Origin of the sequence: Kribbella sp. NBC_00889 (assembly GCF_045207705.1) — a bacterium.
Taxonomy (GTDB): domain Bacteria; phylum Actinomycetota; class Actinomycetes; order Propionibacteriales; family Kribbellaceae; genus Kribbella.
The window spans coordinates 3901427-3921289 of sequence record NZ_CP108783.1 but is presented as its reverse complement, the minus strand read 5'-3'; the positions used below and the strand labels follow the sequence as shown (position 1 = coordinate 3921289).

The following is a 19863-nucleotide window of genomic DNA, read 5'->3' as shown; positions in this document are numbered from 1 at the left end:
CCTAGATGACGCATGCCGACCGGGGCAGCATTGACCGCGCGGACGAGTTGGAACGCCGCCGGCGGGCGCAGCAGTTCGTCGCCGTGTTCGAAGCGGTGGACTGGGACTTCGCCGGTTCGGCCGATGGCTGGCGGTACGGCGGTGGCCGCGATCTGGGCCGATTGGTGGAAGATGCACGCCGTTCGAAGGCCCGCGAGGCCGAGGGATTCGCTGGTGACTGAGTTTGTGGTTGTCAGTGCTGTTGCTGGGGAAGCCCGGTATGTGCCGCCAGGGATCTCGGTGGTGGTGACTGGGGTGGGGAAGACTGCGGCGGCGGTGGCTACTGCGCGGATGCTGGCGGAGCGGGATACGTCGGAGTTGGTGGTGCTCAATGTGGGTACGACGGGAGCCTTGAGGGACGGGCTGTCGGGGTTGTACTTGCCGAGCACGGTGATCAATCACGATGTGAATGCGGAGGCGATCCGGGCGATCGGACTGGATCCGCAGGACGCGTTGCACGTCGAGGGTGGGGACGGGACAGTGCTGGCGTCGGGGGACGTGTTCGTGACGGATCCCGTCGTACGGGCGCGGCTCGCGGAGCGGGCCCATTTGGTCGACATGGAGGCGTACGGCGTCGTCTACGCCTGCCGCGAGTACGGCGTACCGGTGCGGGTCGTGAAGCATGTCTCGGACTCGGCCGACGAGGCGGCGCTCGACTGGCCGGCGCTCGTGGATGCCAGCGCGAAGGTCCTAGGGGAGTGGGTCAGCGACTACGTGCGCTGAGCCACTCCAGTACGGCGATCTCCCGCACCAGCCACCGCATCACGCCGACTCCACTCGCCAGCACAGCCCGGTTGGCCGCGAGCGCGAAATCCACCGTGACCCACTGCGGCGTGAGCTCCAACTCCGCCTCGTACCCCTCCAACTGCTGCCCATCACGAGCCGACCCACCCGTGCATGAGAAGTAGTGCGACGTCATCCCGAAGACGTCGTACGCCGCCTCGATCGCCGGCACCTCCTCCCTGGTGGTGCCGAGTTCGGTGCCGACCGCAACATCGACGTACCCGCACTCCTCGTGGAACTCCCGCTGCAGGGCGTCCGCGAACGACTCACCCGGATCCATCCCGCCGCCGGGGAACTTGTAGTCGCCGTGGCGCGAGGCGAGGAGTAGCAACTCCCGCCCGCGGAAGAGCACACCTCGGACCGCGGTCCGCTCGACCAGCCGTCCGCCAGGCGAGAGTTCGGGCGAACGAAAGGCCGCCAGCAGCATGCCGCCAATGCTGCCTGACCCATGAGGCTGGGCGAAATCCTGGACGCGGTGACGGTCGTCGCCCTAGCGTCGGGGGGTCTCGTACGCCACTGTTCTGGAGGTCCACATGACCGGCTCGTCGCCCTTGTCGGTACTCGTCGCAGCACTCGCCGATGGGTCGGTCGAGGTGGTGGACCTGACGTCGCCGCTGTCCGCGTCGACGCCGGTCATCCAGCTGCCGCCGGAGTTCGGGCAGACGGCGCCGTTCGCGCTCGAGGAGATCAGCAGATACGACGACCGCGGGCCGGCGTGGTACTGGAACAACTTCACCAGCGGCGAGCACACCGGCACCCACTTCGACGCGCCGAACCACTGGGTCACGGGCAAGGACCTCGCCGACGTGGCGTCGGTCCCGGCTCGCAAGCTGATCGCGCCGGCGGTCGTGCTCGACTTCAGCGCCGAGGTCGAGAAGAACCCCGACTTCCTCGTCGAGGTCGACCACCTCAAGGCCTGGCAGGCGGAGAACGTGCCTCTGCCCGCAGGCGGCTGGTTGTTCGTGCGCACGGGGTGGGATACGCGGTCACACTCGCAGGAGGCGTTCCTCAACGCCGACGGGAACGGGCCGCACACGCCGGGCCTGTCGCCGGAGTGCGCGCGATGGGTGGCGCAGGAGTCGCCGGTACTCGGCCTCGGTGTCGAGACCGTCGGCACCGACGCCGGGCAGGCGCACTCGTTCGACCCGCCGTTCCCGTGTCACGCAAACCTGATGGGCAGCGACAAGTACGGGTTGACGCAGCTGCAGAACCTCGCCAAGCTGCCGCCGACCGGCGCCGTCGTCATCGCCGGCCCGTTGCCGATCGTCAGCGGCTCCGGAGCTCCGGCCCGCGTGCTCGCGCTGGTCGAACGCGGATGAACGTCGCGGATGCCATCGGTCGGGCGTTGGCGGCCGCGGGCGTCCGCCAGGTGTTCGGCGTGATCGGGTCGGGCAACTTCCACCTCACGAACGCGATGGTGGCCGGCGGCGCGCGGTTCGTCGCCGCGCGGCACGAGGGCGGCGCGGCCACGATGGCAGACGCGTACGCACGGATGAGCGGGTCGGTCGCCGCGCTCTCGGTCCATCAGGGCTGCGGCCTGACGAACGCGATGACCGGGATCGCCGAAGCGGCGAAGAGCCGGACGCCGATGGTCGTCGTGGCGGCGGAGGTCACCGAGCCGCGGTCGAACTTCTACGTCGACCAGGAGGCGCTCGCCCGTTCGGTGGGTGCGGTGCCGGTGCGGATCACCTCGGCGGAGACCGCGGTGGCGGAGGCGCTAGGTGCGGTCGCGACGGCGGTACGCGAACGCCGTACGGTGCTCCTGAACGTTCCGCTCTCCGTGCAGGCGTTGGAGACTGCGGCACCGGCGGTCGCGCCACCGCCTTCAAAGGACCCGGTGGTGCCGGACGCAGCCGAGGTCACCAAGTTGACCGACCTGCTGCGTCATGCGGAGCGACCGGTGTTCGTCGCGGGCCGCGGGTCCCGCGGCTATCGACAAGTCCTTGAATCCCTGGCGGAACGATCCGGCGCGCTCCTCGCTACCTCAGCCGTCGCGCACGGTCTGTTCCAGGGCAACCCATGGTCGCTCGGGATCTCCGGAGGCTTCGCGTCGCCACGGACCGCTGAGCTCATCCGCGCGGCCGACCTCATCGTGGGCTGGGGCTGCGCGCTGAACATGTGGACGACGCGGCACGGTGCGCTCATCGGACCTGACACGACCGTCGTGCAGGTCGATGACGATGCGACCGCGCTGGGCGTCCACCGCGAGATCCAGCTCGGCGTCACCGGCGACGTCGGGCTCACCGCCACGATGGTGCTCGACGCGTTCGGCGAGCAGCGGGTGGGCTATCGCACGGCGGAGCTCGGGAGCGTGCGCTGGCGCGACGTGGCGTTCGACGACGAGAGCACGGGGGACCGGATCGACCCACGAACGTTGAGCCTCGTGCTTGACGACCTCCTCCCGGCCGAACGGGTGATCGCCGTCGACTCCGGCAACTTCATGGGCTACCCGAGCGTGTGTCTTTCGGTGCCGGACGAGAACGGCCTCTGCTTCACCCAGGCGTTCCAGTCGGTCGGGCTGGGGCTTGCCACCGCGATCGGTGCCGCGCTGGCGCAGCCGGACCGCCTGCCCGTCGCCGTGCTCGGTGACGGCGGTGCGCTGATGAGCGCCGCAGAGCTCGACACCGTACGACGACTTGGCCTGCCGATGCTGGTGGTCGTGTACAACGACGACGCGTACGGCGCCGAGGTGCACCACTTCGGTCCCGGCGGGCACCCGTTGGACACGGTGACGTTCCCGCCGACCGACATCGCTGCAATCGGACGCGGGTACGGCTTCGAGGCGGTGACCGTACGCACCGCCAAAGACCTCGCCGCAGTCGGGGGCTGGCTGAACGGACCACGGTCCGCACCGATGCTCGTGGACGCGAAGGTCGTCGCGGACCATCTGTCGTGGTGGCTGGAGGAGGCGTTCCGCGGCCACTGACACTGGCGAACAGCATCCGGGTTATTCTGGCTTGACCTTGACCCCAGGGGCAAGGTTTAGCGTCGGAGTGAAGGAGGCGGGATGCGGATCAGCGATCTGGCGGCCGAGGCCGGAGTGACGGTCAAGGCGGTGCGGTACTACGAGTCGCAGGGACTGCTCAAACCCCGGCGCGAGGCCAATGGGTACCGGACGTACGAGCCGGACGACGTGGTTGTGGTGCGCGAGGTGAAGGCGTTGCTGAGCCTCGGGCTGACCGCGGAGCAGACGTATCCGTTCATCGAGTGCCTGCGGGCCGGCAACGAGCGGGCGGACGTCTGCCCGGCGTCGCTGACGGCGTACCGGGCCCGGATCGCCGAAGTGGACCAGCGGATCACCGAACTCACCGACCTGCGGGCCCGGCTCACCGACCTCCTGTCCGATGCCGAGAACTGGAGGATGAAGCAACTATGACTGACCTGCAAGCGGTCGACGAGGGGACCTTCGACGACGTGGTGCTGCGCTCGGACAAGCCGGTGCTGGTGGACTTCTGGGCGCAGTGGTGCCCGCCCTGCCACCAGATCGCGCCGCTGCTGGCGCAGGTCGCCGCCGAACGCGCGGACGAACTCACCGTGGTGAAGCTGAACTCCGACGAGAGCCCGGAGATCTCCGCCCGCTACCGCGTCATGGCGTTGCCCACGCTGATGCTGTTCCACCGCGGCGAGGTCATCTGGTCCGTCGTCGGCGCGCGCCCCCGAGCCAAACTCAACAAAGAACTCGACGACGCCCTCCTGGCCGCGGTGTAGAGATTGGCACCTCCGTCCGGTAGCGGGTTGTTTCATCACTGACCCGCAACAACCCGCCAGTCAGCAGGTAACCCGCCAGCCAGCACCCAGCCAGCCATCTATGCACCACCTGCCGGCTTTCATCGTCGGACTCGTCTGTTGACTGGTAGCTGTCTAGGATGCTAGCAATATAGCCATGAGTGATGACGGCGGCAAGAAGGTGCAGTTCAACGTGTACCTGCCGCCCGAGTTGGTCCGCCGGGTGAAGCACAAGGCGATCGACGAGGCGGCAAGCCTGTCCGCGCTGGTGGAGCAGGCGCTGACGGAGTACCTGGACAAGCATGGGGAGGCGCGGGGATGACTGGCGTGGTGATCCGGCCGCTGCGGTTCACGAACGACGTGGACGCGATGCGGGCGTTCCTGGAGACTGTCGGACTGACGGCCCGGATCGAGTCCGAGCGGGGAGGGTGGGCGGTGATGCTCGCGGGGCACGGGATGATCGCGCTGCACGACGCCGCTACCAGTTCGACCGGTGGCCGGCCGGGGCAGACGGACCTGGTCTTCGAGGCCGAGGACGTCGACGCCCTGAAGGCGACGCTGGACGGTACCGGGTACGCCGAAGTGTCGATCTGGGACGAGGCGTACGGGCGGGTGCTGTCGGCGATCGCCCCGAACGGGACGAAGTTGTGGGTCGACGAGCGCAGCGAGGACCTGTACGGCTACCGGCTCAACGAGACCCCGCCGGACGAGCGCTGGAGCGTCACGCCGTACCTGGCCGGCAGGGACCAGGCGGCCTGGACGCGGATCCTGGATCTCCTCGGGGCGCGACAGCACGTGTACTTCGGTCCAGGGGAGAAGGAGGGCGTGCGGATGGATCTGTCGACGAGCGAGGACCTGGCCGCGGTCCTGCAGCGACTGACGGACGCCGGCTATCGGGCGACCCGGGCAGGCGACACGCTCGAGGTCGTGGATCCGGACGGGCAGCCGATGGTGGTGCACGGATGATCACGGTCCGCCGGGCCGAGGTCGGTGACGTCGAGGCGATCCGGCGGATCGGGCTGACGACCTGGCCGGTCGCGTACGGCGGTCTGGTGTCGGACGAGTTCATCACCGACGGACTCGCGCAGTGGTGGTCGCCGGAGGCGGTCGAGCGCGGCATCCGCAACGGCATCACCCTGGTCGCGGCCGAAGATGAGCAGTTGGTCGGGATCGTCGGCCTCGGCCGTGAGGGCGACTTCTGGGTGATGTGGAAGCTCTACGTCCTGCCGGACCACCAGCGCAACGGCGTCGGCAAGGCGCTCCTCGACTCGGCGGTCAGGGCCTTGCCGGAGGGTACGACGGAACTCCTGCTGGACGTCCTGGTCGGCAACGAGCAGGCGATCGGCTTCTACCGGGCCAACGGGTTCGGCGAGGCACAGAAGACCCCGGACCGCGATCTCGGCGTCGAACTGATGTGGATGAGCCTTGACCTCCAGACGGCTTGAAGTTGCAGAGTGCCCCGCATGACGACCACGATGCCCGACCGGCTCCGGGACGATCCGGACTTCCGGCGGTACTGGCTCGCCCGTGCCCTGTCCGTCACGGGGTCGATGGTCACCGCGATCGCGTTGCCGGTGCTGGTCTACCGGTTGAGCGGTTCGACCGTCCTCACCGCACTGGTGTCCGCGCTCGAAGCAGCGCCGTACCTGCTGACGGGTCTGTTCGCCGGCGCGCTCGCCGACCGGTGGAACCGGCGCCGGGTGATGGTGAACTCCGACCTGGTGAACGCGATGCTGGTCGGCTCGGTCCCGGTCGCGCATCTGCTCGACATGCTGACCGTGGCGCACGTGCTGGTGGTCGCGTTCCTGGTGCAGAGCGTCTACACGTTCTTCGACGGCGCGAACTTCGGTGCCCTGCCGGTGCTGGTCGGCCGGGCCCGGGTAGCGCAGGCGAACTCGGTCGTCTGGACGGCGTCCAGCCTGATCGAGTTGTTCGTCCCACCGCTGGCCGGCCTCTCGCTGGCGGTGCTGAATCCGGCGAGCCTGCTCACCCTCGACGCACTGAGCTTCGTCGGATCGGCTCTCGCGGTCCGCGGGATCATGCGGGCGATGTCCGAGCAGCGGGACGGACGGCAGCCGCTGCGGACGCGGGTGGTCCTCGCCGACATCGCCGAAGGGTTGCGCTACCTGGTCGGGCACGCCGGAGTGCGGACGATGACGATCGTCGGCAGCCTGCAGTCCTTCGCCGGCGGGGGGTTCATGGCACTGATGGTGGTGTGGTGCGACCGAGTTCTGCACGTCGGTACGTCGGGACTCCGCTTCGGACTCGTGTGGGGGACATGGGGGATCGGCGGACTGATCGCAGCCGTCGGACTGCCTCGGCTGCTGAAGCGGATGTCGCCGGCCGCGATCACGCTCTACGCACTGCCGGTCTCGGCGATCCTCGGGATCATCACGCCGCTGGCACCGGGCTGGGAGTCGGCCGCGATCGCGCTGCTCGTGTGGGGATCGGCGTACGTGCTGGTCATCGTGAACACCATCTCCTACCGTCAGCAGGTGACGCCGGAGCACTTGCTCGGCCGGGTGAACACGGCCGCCCGGATGCTGTCGTGGGGTGTGGGCTGGACGTTCGGATCGGTGGTCGGCGGTGTGCTCGGCAACCACTACGGCATCCGGACCGGCATGGTGGTGATGGGATGCTTCCTCTTCGTCGCGGTGGCCGTGGCCTGGACGTCGCCATTGCGCCGGATCGCGGCCGGGCATGAAGCAGTGGTGGCCTGAACCGGTCCAGCCAGGCCCGCCGACGCCCCGTTGCATGCTGATCCGGGGATCATCCGCTAGGTTCTGCGCGTGGGCGTACGGGTTCTCGGTCCTCGTGACCTCGCGGCGGCGCGCGCCGTGATCGCCCGCGACCCGGTGGTCAACGTGTTCGTCGACAGCCTGGTGCAGGGGTCCGGACTCGATCCGCGGCGGGGTGCCGAGGTCTGGGGGTACGTCGAGAAGGGCGGCCTCGAGGCACTGTGCCATGCGGGCGGCAACATGGTGCCGGTGGGCGCGGACGACGCGGCCCTGCGCGCGTTCGCGGCGTACGCGTTGCGTCGCGGCCGGAACTGCTTCCAGATCCTCGGACCGGCCCGCGCGGTCGAGCAGCTGTGGACAGCGCTCGAGCCGCACTGGGGACCAGCCCGCGAGGTGCGCGAAAACCAGCCGTTCATGGTCATCGAGGATCCGCCGCTGATCGCGCCGGATCCGCTGGTCCGCGCGGTCGAACCGGTCGAGCTGCCGATCCTCTACCCGGCCTGCGTGGCCATGTACACCGAGGAGGTCGGCGTACCGCCCCAGACCGGGCCGGACGGGACGTTCTACCGGTCCCGGGTGGCCGAGCTGATCCGGGCCGGGCGTGCGTTCGCGCGGATCGAGGACGGCCGGGTCGTGTTCAAGGCGGAGGTCGGATCGGTCGGGACCGGGGTGTGCCAGATCCAGGGGGTGTGGGTCGATCCGGAGTTCCGCGGCCGCGGACTGGCCGCGCCGGGGATGGCGGCGGTGGTCGAGCTGGCGCGACAGATCGCGCCGGTGGTGACGCTGTACGTCAACGCGTTCAACGCGCCGGCCCGGGCCGCGTACGAGCGGGTCGGCTTCCGGACGATCGAGACGTTCGCGACGATCTTGTTCTGATACTGCGTGCTCTCCGTGATAGTGCAGTGACCGCGGGTGGGGTTGGCTGAGTCTCTACGCCGCCCCGCCCCGCGGAAGGAATCCCACAGCATGCGAAGGCTTGTCGTTGCCCTGTGCAGCTTTGCCCTGGTCCTGGTCTCATTGACCAGCGTCTCTGCCGCCGCTCCACCGGATCTCTCGTACTACTCGATGCGCCTGCCTGCCGGCCGGTCGGTCGCCGACCTGATCAAGGACGGGTACGACGTCACGCACGGCACCCGGCCGACGGTGGTCGCGACCCCGGTCGAGGCCGAGCACCTGCGCGCACGAGGCGTCGTACTGGGGAAGACCGGGGACGTGTATCACCCGGTACCGCGGTCTGAGCCCGGGGGAGCGACGTACTACGGCGGGTACCACACGGCCGCCGGACACGAGCAGCACAACGCTGCCGTCGCCGCGGCGCACCCGGACCTGGTGAAGCTGTACGACATCGGCGACTGGTGGCTGAAGACGCAGGGACAGGGCGGGCACGACATCCAGGCCCTGTGCATCACGAAGTTGGCCGCAGGCGATTGCGCACTCGACAGCACCGGAAAGAAGCCGAAGTTCGTGCTGCACACGCAGATCCACGCACGCGAACTGGTCACCGGCGAGACCGCGTACCAGTGGATCGACCTACTGGTCTCGTCGTACGGCAGTGATCCCGAGATCACCGAGTTGATGGACACCCGTGAGCTGTGGGTCGTGCCGATGGCGAATCCGGACGGCGTCGACGTGGTCGCGTCGAACCCGGACCGGCCGGTCCTGCAGCGCAAGAACGTCGACGACAGCGCCGGCGGCTGCCCCGCGTCGGATGCCGGCGTCGACCTGAACCGCAACTCGTCGTTCCAGTGGAACGTCAACGAGGGTGGGCCGTGCGACGAGACGTATCCAGGTGCCAAGGCGCTGTCGGAGCCGGAGACGATGGCGATCCAGGGTCTGCTGGACAAGCTCTTCGCCGACACCAAGGGCGACATCGACGACCCGGCCGCCGCGAGTACGACGGGTGTCTTCCTCACCCTGCACAGTTTCGGCAACGACATCCTGGCGCCGTGGGGCTACACCAACAACGATGCGCCGAACAAGGCGGCTTTGGTTGCTCTGGGCAAGAAGCTGGGTGCGCTCACCGGCTATCCGGTGTCGACCGGCGACGGCGGGGTCGGGTACTTCGCGCCGGGGGCGACGGACGACTGGTTGTACGGCACCCGCGGCGTACCGTCGTACACGTTCGAGATCGGGCCGGACGGCGGGTCGTGCGGTGGATTCCTGCCGGCGTACTCGTGCATGGCGTCGATGTTCTGGCCGACGCTGAAACCCGCGTTGCTGTACGCCGCCCAGGCTGCTGCGACGCCGTACGGCGACCTGCCGATTACCGTCGGGTAGGCTCCGCGGCATGGCGTCTCGGAGCGGAACCACCACCGGCCTGGCGTTGCTGTTCGGCGTGCTCGGGACGCTGCACTTCGTGAAACCCGAGCCGTTCGAGCAGATCGTGCCCCGGGCGCTGCCGCGGAAGAAAGAACTCGTCTACGCGTCCGGAGCAGCCGAGTTGGCCTGCGCGGCCGGGCTGTTGCACCCGCGGACGCGGCGGGTGGCAGGCCTGGTCAGCGCGGGCCTGCTGGTGGCAGTCTTCCCGGCGAACGTGCAGATGGCAGTGGACCTGCAGCGGAAGGGGTCCCTGCCGGCCAAGGCGGTTGGCTGGGCCCGGCTGCCGCTGCAGTTCCCGCTGATCAGATGGGCACTGAAGGCGGCCCGCGAGGACGGCTGAGCCGCGGTCGCGGAATATTTTGCCGATAACCTGTCGGATCGGGACTGGGGCGTTCGTAGCAGGGGTGAGAGGCGGCCGGAGGAAGGTCGCCGGGACTAGGAGTGATGAGATGGCGCGGTACTTGATCTCGTTCGAGCGCGGTGCGATGGACCACATCCCCGACGAGGACTTTCCCCAGGTGGGCAAGGACTCTCACGCGGTGATCCAGGAGATCAGGGACGCCGGCGTGTTCGTCTTCGGCGGCGGGCTGAGCTACGACGACGGCGACGTGGAGCACGCCGTGGTGGCCGTCGACGGGATGGTCACCGACGGCCCGTACCCGGAGAGCAAGGAGCTCATCGGCGGCGTCACCATCGTCGATGTACCCACCCGGGAGGAGGCCCTGAAGTGGGCCGCCAAGATCGCGGTCGGCTGCCGCTGTGCGCAGGACGTCCGCAAGTTCATGGACGACCCGGAGATGTGATGCGGCGGCGATCACTCGGGCGCTGAGTGGCCCGGGTGATCGCCGCCGCTCGCCATACCCTGTGGATAACGTGGTGAGAGCACTGTCCCGGGGCGGATATCCTCTGAGACGTCCGTTGTTCCGTTCGTAGTGCTTTTGGAGACTCCCGTGATTCTGCGTATGTCGTCGATGTTCCTCCGCACCCTTCGCGAGGACCCGGCGGACGCGGAGGTCCCGAGCCACAAGCTGCTCGTCCGCGCCGGGTACATCCGGCGGACCGCGCCCGGCATCTACACCTGGTTGCCGCTGGGGCTGCGAGTGCTGCGCAACGTCGAGCGGATCGTGCGCGAGGAGATGGACGCGATCGGCGCCCAGGAGCTGGTGTTCCCCGCGCTGCTGCCCCGCGAGCCCTACGAGGCGACCGGCCGCTGGACCGAGTACGGGCCGAACATCTTCCGGCTGAAGGACCGCAAGGGCGCCGACATGCTGCTCGGGCCGACGCACGAGGAGATGTTCACGCTGGTCGTGAAGGAGCTCTACTCGTCGTACAAGGATCTGCCGCTGTCGATCTACCAGATCCAGAACAAGTACCGCGACGAGGCGCGGCCGCGGGCCGGTGTGCTGCGTGGGCGCGAGTTCGTGATGAAGGACTCCTACTCCTTCGACATCGACGACGACGGTCTCGCGGCGTCGTACGAGCTGCACCGCAAGGCGTACATCAACATCTTCGACCGGCTCGGGTTCGACTACGTGATCGTCAAGGCGATGTCGGGCGCGATGGGCGGGTCGCGGTCGGAGGAGTTCCTCGCGATCGCGGAGAACGGTGAGGACACCTTCGTCCGCTCGCCGGGTGGGTACGCCGCCAACGTCGAGGCGGTCGTGGTCCCGCAGGCCGAGGCCGTGGACGCGTCGGCTGTGCCGGCGGCCGAGGTGGTCGACACTCCGGACACGCCCACCATCGACACGCTCGTCGACGCGATGAACGCGAAGCACGCCCGCGGCGACGGCCGGTCCTGGACCGCCGCGGACACCCTCAAGAACGTGCTCGTCATGCTGGTGCACCCCGACGGGTCCCGTGAGCCGCTGGCCATCGGCGTGCCCGGCGACCGGGCGATCGACGAGAAGCGGCTCGGCGCGCAGCTCGAGCCGGCCGAGGTGGCCGCCTTCGAGGAGTCGGACTTCGAGAAGCACCCCTCGCTGGCCAAGGGCTACATCGGTCCTGGCGTGCTCGGTGCGGAGAACACCTCCGGCATCCGGTACCTGCTCGACCCCCGGATCGCCGAGGGATCGGCGTGGGTGACGGGTGCGGACAAGCCCGGCTTCCACGTGATGGACCTGGTGCACGGCCGCGACTTCACCGCCGACGGCACGATCCAGGCCGCCGAGGTGCGCGACGGTGACCCGGCGCCCGACGGTTCGGGTCCGCTGGAGTCGGCGCGCGGGATCGAGATGGGTCACATCTTCCAGCTCGGCCGGAAGTACGCCGAGGCGCTGGACCTGAAGGTGCTGGACCAGAACGGCAAGCTCGTCACCGTGACGATGGGGTCGTACGGCGTCGGCGTCACCCGCGCGGTGGCTGCGATCGCCGAGGGGAACCACGACGAGCTCGGCCTGGTCTGGCCCCGCGAGATCGCTCCCGCCGACGTCCATCTCGTTGCCACCGGCAAGGATTCCGAGGTGTTCACGAAGGCGGCCGAGATCGCCGCCGAGCTGGAGTCCCGCGGTCTGTCGGTCATGTACGACGACCGCGAGAAGGTGTCGCCGGGTGTGAAGTTCAAGGACGCCGAGCTGATCGGTGTCCCCACCATCGCCGTGGTGGGCAAGGGCCTCGTGGACGGCACCATCGAGGTCAAGGACCGCCGTACGGGCGAGCGCGCCGACATCCCGGTCGCCGAGGTCGTCGACCACCTGGTCGCCACCGTCCGCAGCTGACCGGTCGCCGGCCTCGCTCCCCAGGAGTGCGGCCGGCGTTCTTCCTGGGGGATCCATGGACGAGTCGTGTGTGTTCTGCGGCATCGTGGCCGGCCGACTGTCGGCGCGGTTCGTGTATCAGGACGAGCACGCCTGCGCCTTCCTGGACATCCGGCCTCTGCGGGCCGGGCACACGCTCGTCGTCCCTCGCCGGCATGTGCCTGACCTGAGCGCCGACGGAGCCCCCGATGCGGTGGCCGCGATCGGCCCGGCTCTGCAAGCAACCACCCGAACTCTCGTGAACCGCCTGAACGCAGATGGGGTGAGCGTCCTCCAGGCCAACGGTGCAGCGGCGGGCCAGGAGGTCTTCCACCTGCACTTCCACCTCGTGCCCCGGCGGCGCGGTGACCGTCCGTTGAACGACTGGACCGCGGACGACGACGCACGGCATCACCTCGGCGAGATCCACCAGCAGCTCGTTGGCTCCGAGGATTGAGAGCCGCCGAAAATTCTTTGCTGATCGATGTCGAGGAACGAAGGTTCGCTCCGATCCCTGGAGGAGACGCCCACGAGGGGCGTCTGTGATCCACGAGGGGCGAACGATGACGAATACTCCTGCGGTTCGGGTGACGCGCGGGATCGACACCCTGCGGGCCGCGGTGACCGGCGAAGTCCTGACCGAAGGCGATACCGGCTACCAGACAGCGGATCGCACACTCACCAGACAAGGGCGGCCGGCGGTCGTCGTTCGGTGCGCCGGCGCCGCCGACGTCGCGGCCGCACTCGAGTACGCCGAAGCCCACGACCTCGCGGTGTCGGTGCGGAGCGGCGGCCACCACATGGCCGGGTTCGGCACCAACGACGGCGGTGTGGTGATCGACGTCAGGCCATTGGACGAGGTGACGCTCGTGACCGACGGGCCTGGCGATCGAGCCACGTTCCGGGTCGGCACCGGCGCGACCTGGGGCGCGGTCGCCGCGTACCTGGCGAAGACCGGCCACGCGATCTCGTCCGGCGATACGGCCGGCGTCGGAGTCGGCGGGCTGATGGCCGGTGGCGGCATCGGCTGGATGGTACGCCGGCACGGCCTGGCCATCGACAGTGTCCAGGCGGCCGAGGTGGTGACCGCGGACGGTTCGGTCCATCGTGTCGACGCGACCGACGAGCCGGAACTGTTCTGGGGCCTGCGCGGCGCGGCCGGGGGTCTCGGCGTCGTCACGTCGTACGACATCAGCGCCGTACATCAGCCGACGGTGCTCTTCGGCAGTCTGCTGTTTCCGTGGACGCAGGCGGACCAGGTGCTGTCGGGTTGGGCGGAGCACATGGCCGTCGCTCCGGACGAGCTGACGTCCTCGGTCCAGCTGCCGCCGACGATGATCGCGGATCGCCAGGCTCCGGTCGCCATCAAGGTGTGTGTGGCCGGCGATGCGGCCGGGCGAGAAGAGATCCTGGCTCCGTTGCGCAGTCTCGGCGCAGTTCTGACGGACACAGTGACGGAGGTGCCGTACGCGCAGGTGCTGGCGGACGAGGCGATGCCGCCGGGCTGGACGCCGCGGAACCGCAACGGGCTGTTCGACGCGTGGTCGCCGGACCTGGGCGAGCGGTTGGCCGACGCCCGTCTGCGGCTGCCGGCGATGGCAGCGGAGGTCCGGGCGCTCGGCGGCGCGTTCGGAAGGATCCCTGGCGACGCCACCGCCTTCGCTCATCGCGATGCGCGGTTCATGGTCAACGCCGTACTGATCGGATCGACCGAGCTGCACGGAGCCCAGATCGAGGGATTCGAAAGGCTCTGGGACGAGCTGTTGCCGGAGGGCGCGTACCTGAACTTCCTTTCCGACCCGACGGCGGCCGACCTCGACCGTTGCTACCCGGGACCGCATCGAGCCCGGCTCGCGGCGCTGAAGCAGGCGGTCGATCCGGCTGATGTCTTCCGGACGACCCTGACAGTGCCTCCGGCCGGCGCGCTCAGGGGGTGAGGCGGGTGATGCGGTCGCGGAGATAGTTCTGCTCCGCGGTGTTGCGGGTGCGGTCAAGTGCGGCCAGATAGTGCTCACGGGCCAGATCCGGCCGCCCGGCGAGTTCCTGGAGATGCGCGAGCACCGACAACCGGCGGTGGTGATCACCGAGGTACCGGTCGCCGGCGAGGCCTTCGACGAGGTCGATCCCTGCCTGCGGACCCTCGGTCATCGCCACCGCGACGGCGGAGCCGAGCGTCACCATCGGGCCTGGATCGACCTCGGCCAGGATCCGGTACAACCCGGCGATCTGCTCCCAGTCGGTGGTCTCGACGGAGTCGGCCTCGCTGTGTACGGCGGCGATCGCCGCCTCGAGCTGGTACGGGCCGACGGGTCCCGAGGTCAGCGCCGCCTCGACGAGTGCGGTGCCCTCGGCGATCTCGTCGGCGTGCCAGCGGGAACGGTCCTGCCGGTCGGCCGGGACGAGGTCACCGCCAGGACCGGTGCGGGCGTCACGACGTGCGTGCGTGAGGATCATCAGTGCCAGCAGGCCAGTCACCTCGTCTGCGCCGGGAGTGGCCGGGCGCAGCATGCGAGTGATGCGGAGTGCCTCTGCCGCCAGGTCCAAACGCTGTAGGTCGTCGCCGGCGCTCGCGGTGTGTCCCTCGTTGAAGATCAGATAGAGCACATGCAGTACGGCGCGCAGACGTTCGTCGTACTCCTGCCCACTGGGCAGCTCGAAGCGTGCGCCGGATTCCTTGATCGTTCGCTTGGCCCGGCTGATCCGCTGCGCCACGATCGTCTCGCCGACCAGGAGCGCAGCGGCCACCTCGGCTGTCGTCAGCCCACCGACCGACCGCAGCGTCAGCGCGATCTGCGACGCCGGCGTCAACGCCGGATGGCAGCACAGGACGAGCAGCCGCAGCGTGTCGTCGGTGTCCGGGACGTGGTCGTCCTCCACCGCCGGGGTCCGGAGGTGGTCGTTGACCTCACGCTGCCGCCGAGCGTTGTCCCGCCGCCAGCCGTCCATCAGGCGGCGGGTCGCGACGCTGACGAGCCATCCCACCGGCTTCTCCGGTACGCCGTTCGCCCGCCACTGGACGAACGCCTCCAGCAGCGCCTCCTGAACGGCGTCCTCGCACTGGTCGAACGTCCCGTAGCGCCGGAGCAGCGAGGCCAGTGCCTTCGGTGCACCGGCGCGGATCGCGGATTCGAGGTCTGCGTCGGGGGTGCCGTGCGTGGAGCTCACCGCTCCCGGGACAGCTCGGCGAGAGCCTGGTCGTCGAGCTCCCGCACCGGCCGCACCTCGATCGGCAGCAGGGCCGCGAACGGAATGCCGGCCGCGATCTCCAGCGCCCGGTCCATCGAGGCGCACTCGACCATGAGCGCCCCGGCGAGGAACTCCTTGGTCTCCAGGAACGGCCGGTCCGAGATCACCGGCGTCCCCGCCGTCACCTTGACGGACTTGGTCTCCGACGGCGGCGCGAGGGCGAGGATCGTCAGCAGTTCCCCGTTCTCCCGCAGTGCACGCACCTGGTCGAGGAGGACGTCACGACCACCGATCAGCTCGAGCCTCTTCTCGGGGCTCAGCCCGTCCAGTGCTTCGGGGTTGTTGTGGATCAGCAGCAAGAACTTCACGCCGCCATTGTCCCGCGCCGACCGGTCACGGCCGGACCCAGACCGTCCACCGTTCGAGGCGGAGGTAGCCGAGGCGTTGGTAGACGGGCTGACCGTTGTCGGAGGCGATCAGTACGGCGGGCTGGTCGTGGTGCTTGGTCGCGGCCCACGTGATGGCCGCACCGGCGCCGCGACCACGCGCGGCCGGCATCACCGCGACGTTCTCGACGATGGTTACACCGGCGGCGCTGTGTGCCGTCGACGTCGCGAGCGGTACGTCGCCGTCGTACCCGACCCAGACCGTGGATCCCTCGAGGAACGATGCGTCGTACATGCAGCCGGACCGGAACGGTTGCAGCTCGGGGAGGGGGTAGCCCTCGATCAGCACGCGTTCGGCTTCTGCGAGTCCTGCGGCGTCGGTGACCTGGCGGATGTCGATGTCCGTGGCCGGCGGGACGATCTCGGTCGTCGGGAGGTGGACCATGAGGGGCGGATGGCCCGCGAGGGCGAGGCCGTGCTCGCGCAGGTCGCGGGTCGGCCAGGGGCTGACGAACAGGTACGGCACGTTGTTCGGCAGCTGCCGGGCCGCATCGAGGATCACCTCGGCCGGATCGACCGGCTGCTTCTGGATGACCCAGTTCGTCATCGGGCCGCTGTCTCCGAGGACACTGCCGGCCCAGCTGTCGCCGTCGTACCAGGGCTTGCCTGCTCGCCGAGCGGCGTCGGTCGCCCACGAAGCGTGCGCGAGCACGGCCTGCCGGACGAGCGAGTCCGCGGGAGCGAGGTCCGGCTCCCAGCCAGTGGCGAGCGCTTCGCCTTCGGGCGGCAGGATCGAGGACGCCATCCGCCTACTCTGGCACCGCCGCAGTGGTTTGTCTCTCATTCCCCGCGGTAAGGGTTGAGCGGTACAATGCCCTTACCTGATCATCGGTCCGTGAAGCTCTTCCGCCCGCGGTGGCGCCGTGCCTGACGTCTCGTTGTGGACCCTGGTCTTCCTGGTGGTCGCGGCCTTCTCGGCCGGCTGGATCGACGCTGTGGTCGGGGGCGGCGGACTGCTGCAACTGCCCGCGATGCTGCTCGGCCTGCCGAACGCGTCGCCCGCGCAGATCCTGTCGACCAACAAGATCTCGTCGTTGTGCGGTACGGCGACCAGCGCGGTGACGTTCGGTGTGAAGGTGCGGCCCGATCGCCGGACCGTACTGCCGCTCGCCGTTCTGGCCGGTCTGGGTTCAGCGGCCGGAGCACTGGTCGCGACGAAGATCCCGATGTCGTGGTTCAAGCCGATCGTGCTGGTGCTGCTGATCGGCGTCGCCATCTACACCGCGATGAAGCCGTCACTCGGCGCGCGTACGGCGTTGCGCTTCGACGGCCGCGACCACTACCTCGCTGCGAGCGGAGTCGGCGTACTGATCGGCTTCTACGACGGCGCGGTCGGGCCGGGCACGGGGTCGTTCCTGATCTTCGCGCTGGTCGGCTTCCTCGGCTACAACTTCCTCCAGGCCAGCGCCAAGGCCAAGATCGCGAACGTCGCCACGAACCTCGGCGCGATCATCATCTTCGCGCTGCACGACGCACCGCTGTGGCAACTCGGCCTGATCATGGGCGCCGCGAACATGCTCGGCGGTCTCCTCGGCGCCCGGACCGCGGTCGCCCGCGGCAGCCGCTTTGTCCGCGTCATCTTCCTGGTCGTCGTCTCAGCCCTCATCCTGCGCCTGGCGTACGACGTCTTCCTCGGCTGACGAGGGCGTCAGTGCTTACTGAAGGTCGGCGCCCACGGAGCGTCGTCCAAGCCGATGCGGTGGATCGCCTTCGCGGCGTGGTCGGCCAGGGTCTGCAGGCCGTCGATCTCGTCCGGCGAGGCGTGGTAGCGCCGCGACCAATAGGCACCGATCGCCGCCACCGGGGTCGGGGAACCGATCGGGACCATCACCAGGCTGCGGACGAACGTCGGTGTGTACGCCTCCAGCGGGATCCGTTCGTCGACGGCGATATCGGGGACGATCGCGATCTCGTCGTGCAGCATCGCCCAGCCGCTGACGCAGGAAGTGATCGGGAAGCGCTGGCCCTTCCACAGCGGCGCGATCGAATCCTCGTCCGCGTAGAAGCAGCGGTCGTGCTCGCGCAGTACGAAGGTCGCTCCCTGGGCACCGCTGCGTCGCCGGGCCTCATGCCGGACCACGTCCCCGACCTCGGCGAGAGTCTCGGCTGCGTCGAGGTCGGCCATCAGGTCCGTCATGGCGTCAGTGTGCGCCGCCGCCGCTGTTCCGCACCAGCGATCCCCGAAAGGCTTAGGGTCGAAACATGGTCGACTACGACGGTCGTTTGAGCAGTGTGTACACCGCCGGACGCGGGATGTCACCAGGGGAGGTGCAGCGGTGGACCGCAGCCATCGCGGCGTACATGCCGGAGGAGCGTCCGCTGACGTTCCTCGACCTGGGCAGCGGGACCGGCCGGCTCACCCCAGGTCTTGCCGAAGTGTTCCAGGGGCCCGTGTACGGCGTGGAGCCGTCGGACCGGATGCGGGAGATCGCCGCAGAGACGGCCGCCCACCCGGCCGTCACCTACCTCAAGGGCGGCGCGGAGGACATTCCGTTGCCTGAGGCATCGGTTGACGGGGTGCTGATGTTCCTGTCCTTCCACCACTTCCGCGACCAGCAGAAGGCGCTCACCGAGGTCCACCGCGTGCTCGAGCCCGCGGGAGTGGCGTTCCTGCGCAGCCAGTTCTCCGACCAGATGCCGGACCTGTTCTGGTACGACTACTTCCCGTCCGCCCGCGAGGTCGACGCCGCGATGTACCGATCCGTCGACGAGTGCAGAACGCTCGCCCACGCGGCCGGCCTCCTCGCCGCCGACGCCCCCGTCTGGGTCAGCACCGAAAACCCGCGGACCTTCCGCGAGGCCGCCGAACGCCTCAGCCACCGCGCCTTCTCGACCTTCGAACACCTCCCCGAGGACGAACTCGACCAGGGCTTCGCCCGGCTCGCCGCCGACGCGGACCAGGACCCCGACCGCCGGCTGCCCGTCCACCCGGCCGCAATGCTCATCCTCAGACGTCCACGATGATCAGTCACAACGGAGCTTGAGATCGCGCCAGGCGCACAGCCTCGGTGACTGGGTCGCCTGCCAGCAGCTGGGCCCCGACCTCGTCGGAGATGGACTGACTCGCTCCGGCGCCGGCCAGCGCGACCGGCGCCGCTGAGGCGAGCTCGCGCAGTTCTGCGACGATCGGTGTCAGGCGTTCCGGGACGGCTGCGGCGAGAACGATCTCGGCTGGGGTGGTGTCCGCTGCGATCCGGAGCAGGTCGGTGATCGGGGTGTTGGCGCCGAGATAGCGGATCCGCCAGCCGTTGCGGGCGAGCACGATCCCGAACACCATCAGCGCCAAGTCGTGGTGCTCGTCCGGCGGGCAGGCCAGCACGGCGAGCGGTCCCTGTCCACCGCCCCAGCCCCGGGCCAGCCCGGCGAGCCGGCCGCGGATCACGTGGCTCGCGAAGTGCTCCTGGCCGATCCCGGCCTCGCCCCGGGCGACGCGTTCGCCCAGATCGTGCAGATAGGGAATCACGACGTCGCGGAGCACGGTCTCGACCGTGAATTCGTTCAGCAGTTGGTCCAGCGGTCCGTGGGCGCCGGGCTCGTCCATGGCGTCGAGGGCGGCACCGAACGCTGCCGCGGCGCCGTCCATGGCCGCTGGGTTCGCCGGTACCGCGCGCAGCTCCGGCAGCCCTGTTTCGGGGGGCAGTTCGTCGGCCAGGGCCACGCGGGCCGCCTGTGCCGCGGACAGGCCCTTGGCGAGTTCCGCCTGCATCCGCCGGACACGGCGTTCGTCGTGCTCGGAGTACAACCGGAAGCCGCCGGCCGACCGCACCGGAGAGAGCAGTCCGTACCGGTTCTCCCACGCGCGCAGCACATGGTCGCTGACGCCGACCCGGCGGCTCAGCTCACCGATCCGGAGCAGCCCCGGTACCGAATCCATGGCAGAGACTCTACAGCTCT

Annotated in this window: 25 protein-coding genes; 19 read left to right on the top strand and 6 right to left on the bottom strand. The window is 69.2% G+C overall.

Features of this window, described 5'->3' with window-relative positions; all coding sequences use genetic code 11:
• Positions 1-5: 5 nt before the first annotated feature.
• Both OG817_RS19120 and OG817_RS19115 read left to right on the top strand, forming a co-directional pair.
• Entirely contained in the window at positions 6-221 is a 216-nt protein-coding gene (locus tag OG817_RS19120) for a hypothetical protein (RefSeq protein ID WP_406056443.1), read from the top strand.
• On the top strand, positions 214-762 hold the full coding sequence (locus OG817_RS19115; protein WP_406056441.1) for a nucleosidase: 549 nt from the start codon (positions 214-216) through the stop codon (positions 760-762). The genes OG817_RS19120 and OG817_RS19115 overlap by 8 nt, the downstream gene beginning before the upstream one ends.
• Here OG817_RS19115 and OG817_RS19110 read toward each other — a convergent pair.
• The gene (locus tag OG817_RS19110; protein ID WP_406056439.1) at positions 743-1249 is read right to left on the bottom strand and encodes an NUDIX domain-containing protein; all 507 of its coding nucleotides are present in this window, start codon (positions 1247-1249) and stop codon (positions 743-745) included. The genes OG817_RS19115 and OG817_RS19110 overlap by 20 nt on opposite strands.
• A 106-nt stretch (positions 1250-1355) precedes the next feature.
• On the opposite strand from OG817_RS19110, the gene OG817_RS19105 reads away from it, so the two are divergent.
• From OG817_RS19105 to OG817_RS19035, 15 genes are all read left to right on the top strand, one after another.
• Positions 1356-2141: a cyclase family protein gene (locus OG817_RS19105; RefSeq protein ID WP_406056437.1), complete on the top strand. Its 786-nt coding sequence runs from the start codon at positions 1356-1358 to the stop codon at positions 2139-2141.
• On the top strand, positions 2138-3748 hold the full coding sequence (locus tag OG817_RS19100) for a thiamine pyrophosphate-binding protein (RefSeq protein WP_406056435.1): 1611 nt from the start codon (positions 2138-2140) through the stop codon (positions 3746-3748). Before OG817_RS19105 ends, OG817_RS19100 begins: the two co-directional genes overlap by 4 nt.
• Positions 3749-3829: 81 nt before the next feature.
• Positions 3830-4198 carry a MerR family transcriptional regulator gene (locus OG817_RS19095; RefSeq protein ID WP_360455124.1) on the top strand — a complete coding sequence of 123 codons (369 nt, stop codon included), beginning with the start codon at positions 3830-3832 and terminating at the stop codon, positions 4196-4198.
• The gene (gene trxA, locus OG817_RS19090; RefSeq protein WP_406056433.1) at positions 4195-4530 is read left to right on the top strand and encodes a thioredoxin; all 336 of its coding nucleotides are present in this window, start codon (positions 4195-4197) and stop codon (positions 4528-4530) included. The genes OG817_RS19095 and trxA overlap by 4 nt, the downstream gene beginning before the upstream one ends.
• A 175-nt stretch (positions 4531-4705) precedes the next feature.
• Entirely contained in the window at positions 4706-4870 is a 165-nt protein-coding gene (locus OG817_RS19085; RefSeq protein WP_360455119.1) for a CopG family transcriptional regulator, read from the top strand.
• Positions 4867-5514, top strand: coding sequence for a VOC family protein (locus tag OG817_RS19080; protein ID WP_406056430.1), 648 nt, complete (start codon positions 4867-4869; stop codon positions 5512-5514). The genes OG817_RS19085 and OG817_RS19080 overlap by 4 nt, the downstream gene beginning before the upstream one ends.
• Complete coding sequence (locus tag OG817_RS19075; protein ID WP_406056428.1) at positions 5511-5993, top strand: GNAT family N-acetyltransferase; 483 nt, start codon at positions 5511-5513, stop codon at positions 5991-5993. Before OG817_RS19080 ends, OG817_RS19075 begins: the two co-directional genes overlap by 4 nt.
• 18 nt (positions 5994-6011) lie before the next feature.
• Positions 6012-7268: an MFS transporter gene (locus OG817_RS19070; protein ID WP_406056426.1), complete on the top strand. Its 1257-nt coding sequence runs from the start codon at positions 6012-6014 to the stop codon at positions 7266-7268.
• Between the two features lie 69 nt (positions 7269-7337).
• Positions 7338-8162: a GNAT family N-acetyltransferase gene (locus tag OG817_RS19065; protein ID WP_406056424.1), complete on the top strand. Its 825-nt coding sequence runs from the start codon at positions 7338-7340 to the stop codon at positions 8160-8162.
• Between the two features lie 90 nt (positions 8163-8252).
• Entirely contained in the window at positions 8253-9563 is a 1311-nt protein-coding gene (locus tag OG817_RS19060) for a M14 family zinc carboxypeptidase (protein ID WP_406056422.1), read from the top strand.
• A 10-nt stretch (positions 9564-9573) separates the two neighbouring features.
• On the top strand, positions 9574-9945 hold the full coding sequence (locus tag OG817_RS19055; RefSeq protein ID WP_406056419.1) for a DoxX family protein: 372 nt from the start codon (positions 9574-9576) through the stop codon (positions 9943-9945).
• Positions 9946-10054: 109 nt separating this feature from the next.
• A complete protein-coding gene (locus tag OG817_RS19050; protein WP_406056416.1) occupies positions 10055-10408 on the top strand; it encodes a YciI family protein in 354 nt (117 codons plus the stop codon).
• A gap of 147 nt (positions 10409-10555) precedes the next feature.
• Positions 10556-12319 (top strand): proline--tRNA ligase, encoded by a 1764-nt coding sequence (locus OG817_RS19045; protein WP_396389674.1) that lies wholly within the window; start codon positions 10556-10558, stop codon positions 12317-12319.
• Between the two features lie 55 nt (positions 12320-12374).
• On the top strand, positions 12375-12794 hold the full coding sequence (locus OG817_RS19040) for an HIT family protein (protein ID WP_406056414.1): 420 nt from the start codon (positions 12375-12377) through the stop codon (positions 12792-12794).
• Positions 12795-12900: 106 nt separating this feature from the next.
• The gene (locus OG817_RS19035) at positions 12901-14274 is read left to right on the top strand and encodes an FAD-binding oxidoreductase (protein ID WP_406056412.1); all 1374 of its coding nucleotides are present in this window, start codon (positions 12901-12903) and stop codon (positions 14272-14274) included.
• On the opposite strand, the gene OG817_RS19030 is transcribed toward OG817_RS19035, so the two are convergent.
• The 3 genes from OG817_RS19030 to OG817_RS19020 are packed head-to-tail and all read right to left on the bottom strand — an operon-like array spanning position 14264 to position 16714.
• Positions 14264-15502 carry an RNA polymerase sigma factor gene (locus OG817_RS19030; RefSeq protein WP_406056410.1) on the bottom strand — a complete coding sequence of 413 codons (1239 nt, stop codon included), beginning with the start codon at positions 15500-15502 and terminating at the stop codon, positions 14264-14266. The two genes, OG817_RS19035 and OG817_RS19030, sit on opposite strands and share 11 nt — an antisense overlap.
• Entirely contained in the window at positions 15499-15891 is a 393-nt protein-coding gene (locus OG817_RS19025) for a YciI family protein (RefSeq protein WP_406056408.1), read from the bottom strand. Before OG817_RS19025 ends, OG817_RS19030 begins: the two co-directional genes overlap by 4 nt.
• A gap of 25 nt (positions 15892-15916) precedes the next feature.
• Complete coding sequence (locus OG817_RS19020) at positions 15917-16714, bottom strand: GNAT family N-acetyltransferase (protein WP_406056406.1); 798 nt, start codon at positions 16712-16714, stop codon at positions 15917-15919.
• A gap of 118 nt (positions 16715-16832) precedes the next feature.
• Here OG817_RS19020 and OG817_RS19015 point away from each other — a divergent pair, with 118 nt between their 5' ends.
• Complete coding sequence (locus OG817_RS19015; RefSeq protein ID WP_406056404.1) at positions 16833-17609, top strand: sulfite exporter TauE/SafE family protein; 777 nt, start codon at positions 16833-16835, stop codon at positions 17607-17609.
• Positions 17610-17617: 8 nt separating this feature from the next.
• On the opposite strand, the gene OG817_RS19010 is transcribed toward OG817_RS19015, so the two are convergent.
• Positions 17618-18106 carry a GAF domain-containing protein gene (locus OG817_RS19010; protein ID WP_406056402.1) on the bottom strand — a complete coding sequence of 163 codons (489 nt, stop codon included), beginning with the start codon at positions 18104-18106 and terminating at the stop codon, positions 17618-17620.
• 65 nt (positions 18107-18171) lie between these two features.
• On the opposite strand from OG817_RS19010, the gene OG817_RS19005 reads away from it, so the two are divergent.
• Positions 18172-18933 carry a class I SAM-dependent methyltransferase gene (locus OG817_RS19005; protein WP_406056400.1) on the top strand — a complete coding sequence of 254 codons (762 nt, stop codon included), beginning with the start codon at positions 18172-18174 and terminating at the stop codon, positions 18931-18933.
• A gap of 4 nt (positions 18934-18937) precedes the next feature.
• Here OG817_RS19005 and OG817_RS19000 read toward each other — a convergent pair whose 3' ends face one another.
• On the bottom strand, positions 18938-19843 hold the full coding sequence (locus OG817_RS19000; RefSeq protein WP_406056398.1) for a MerR family transcriptional regulator: 906 nt from the start codon (positions 19841-19843) through the stop codon (positions 18938-18940).
• Positions 19844-19863: the final 20 nt, after the last annotated feature.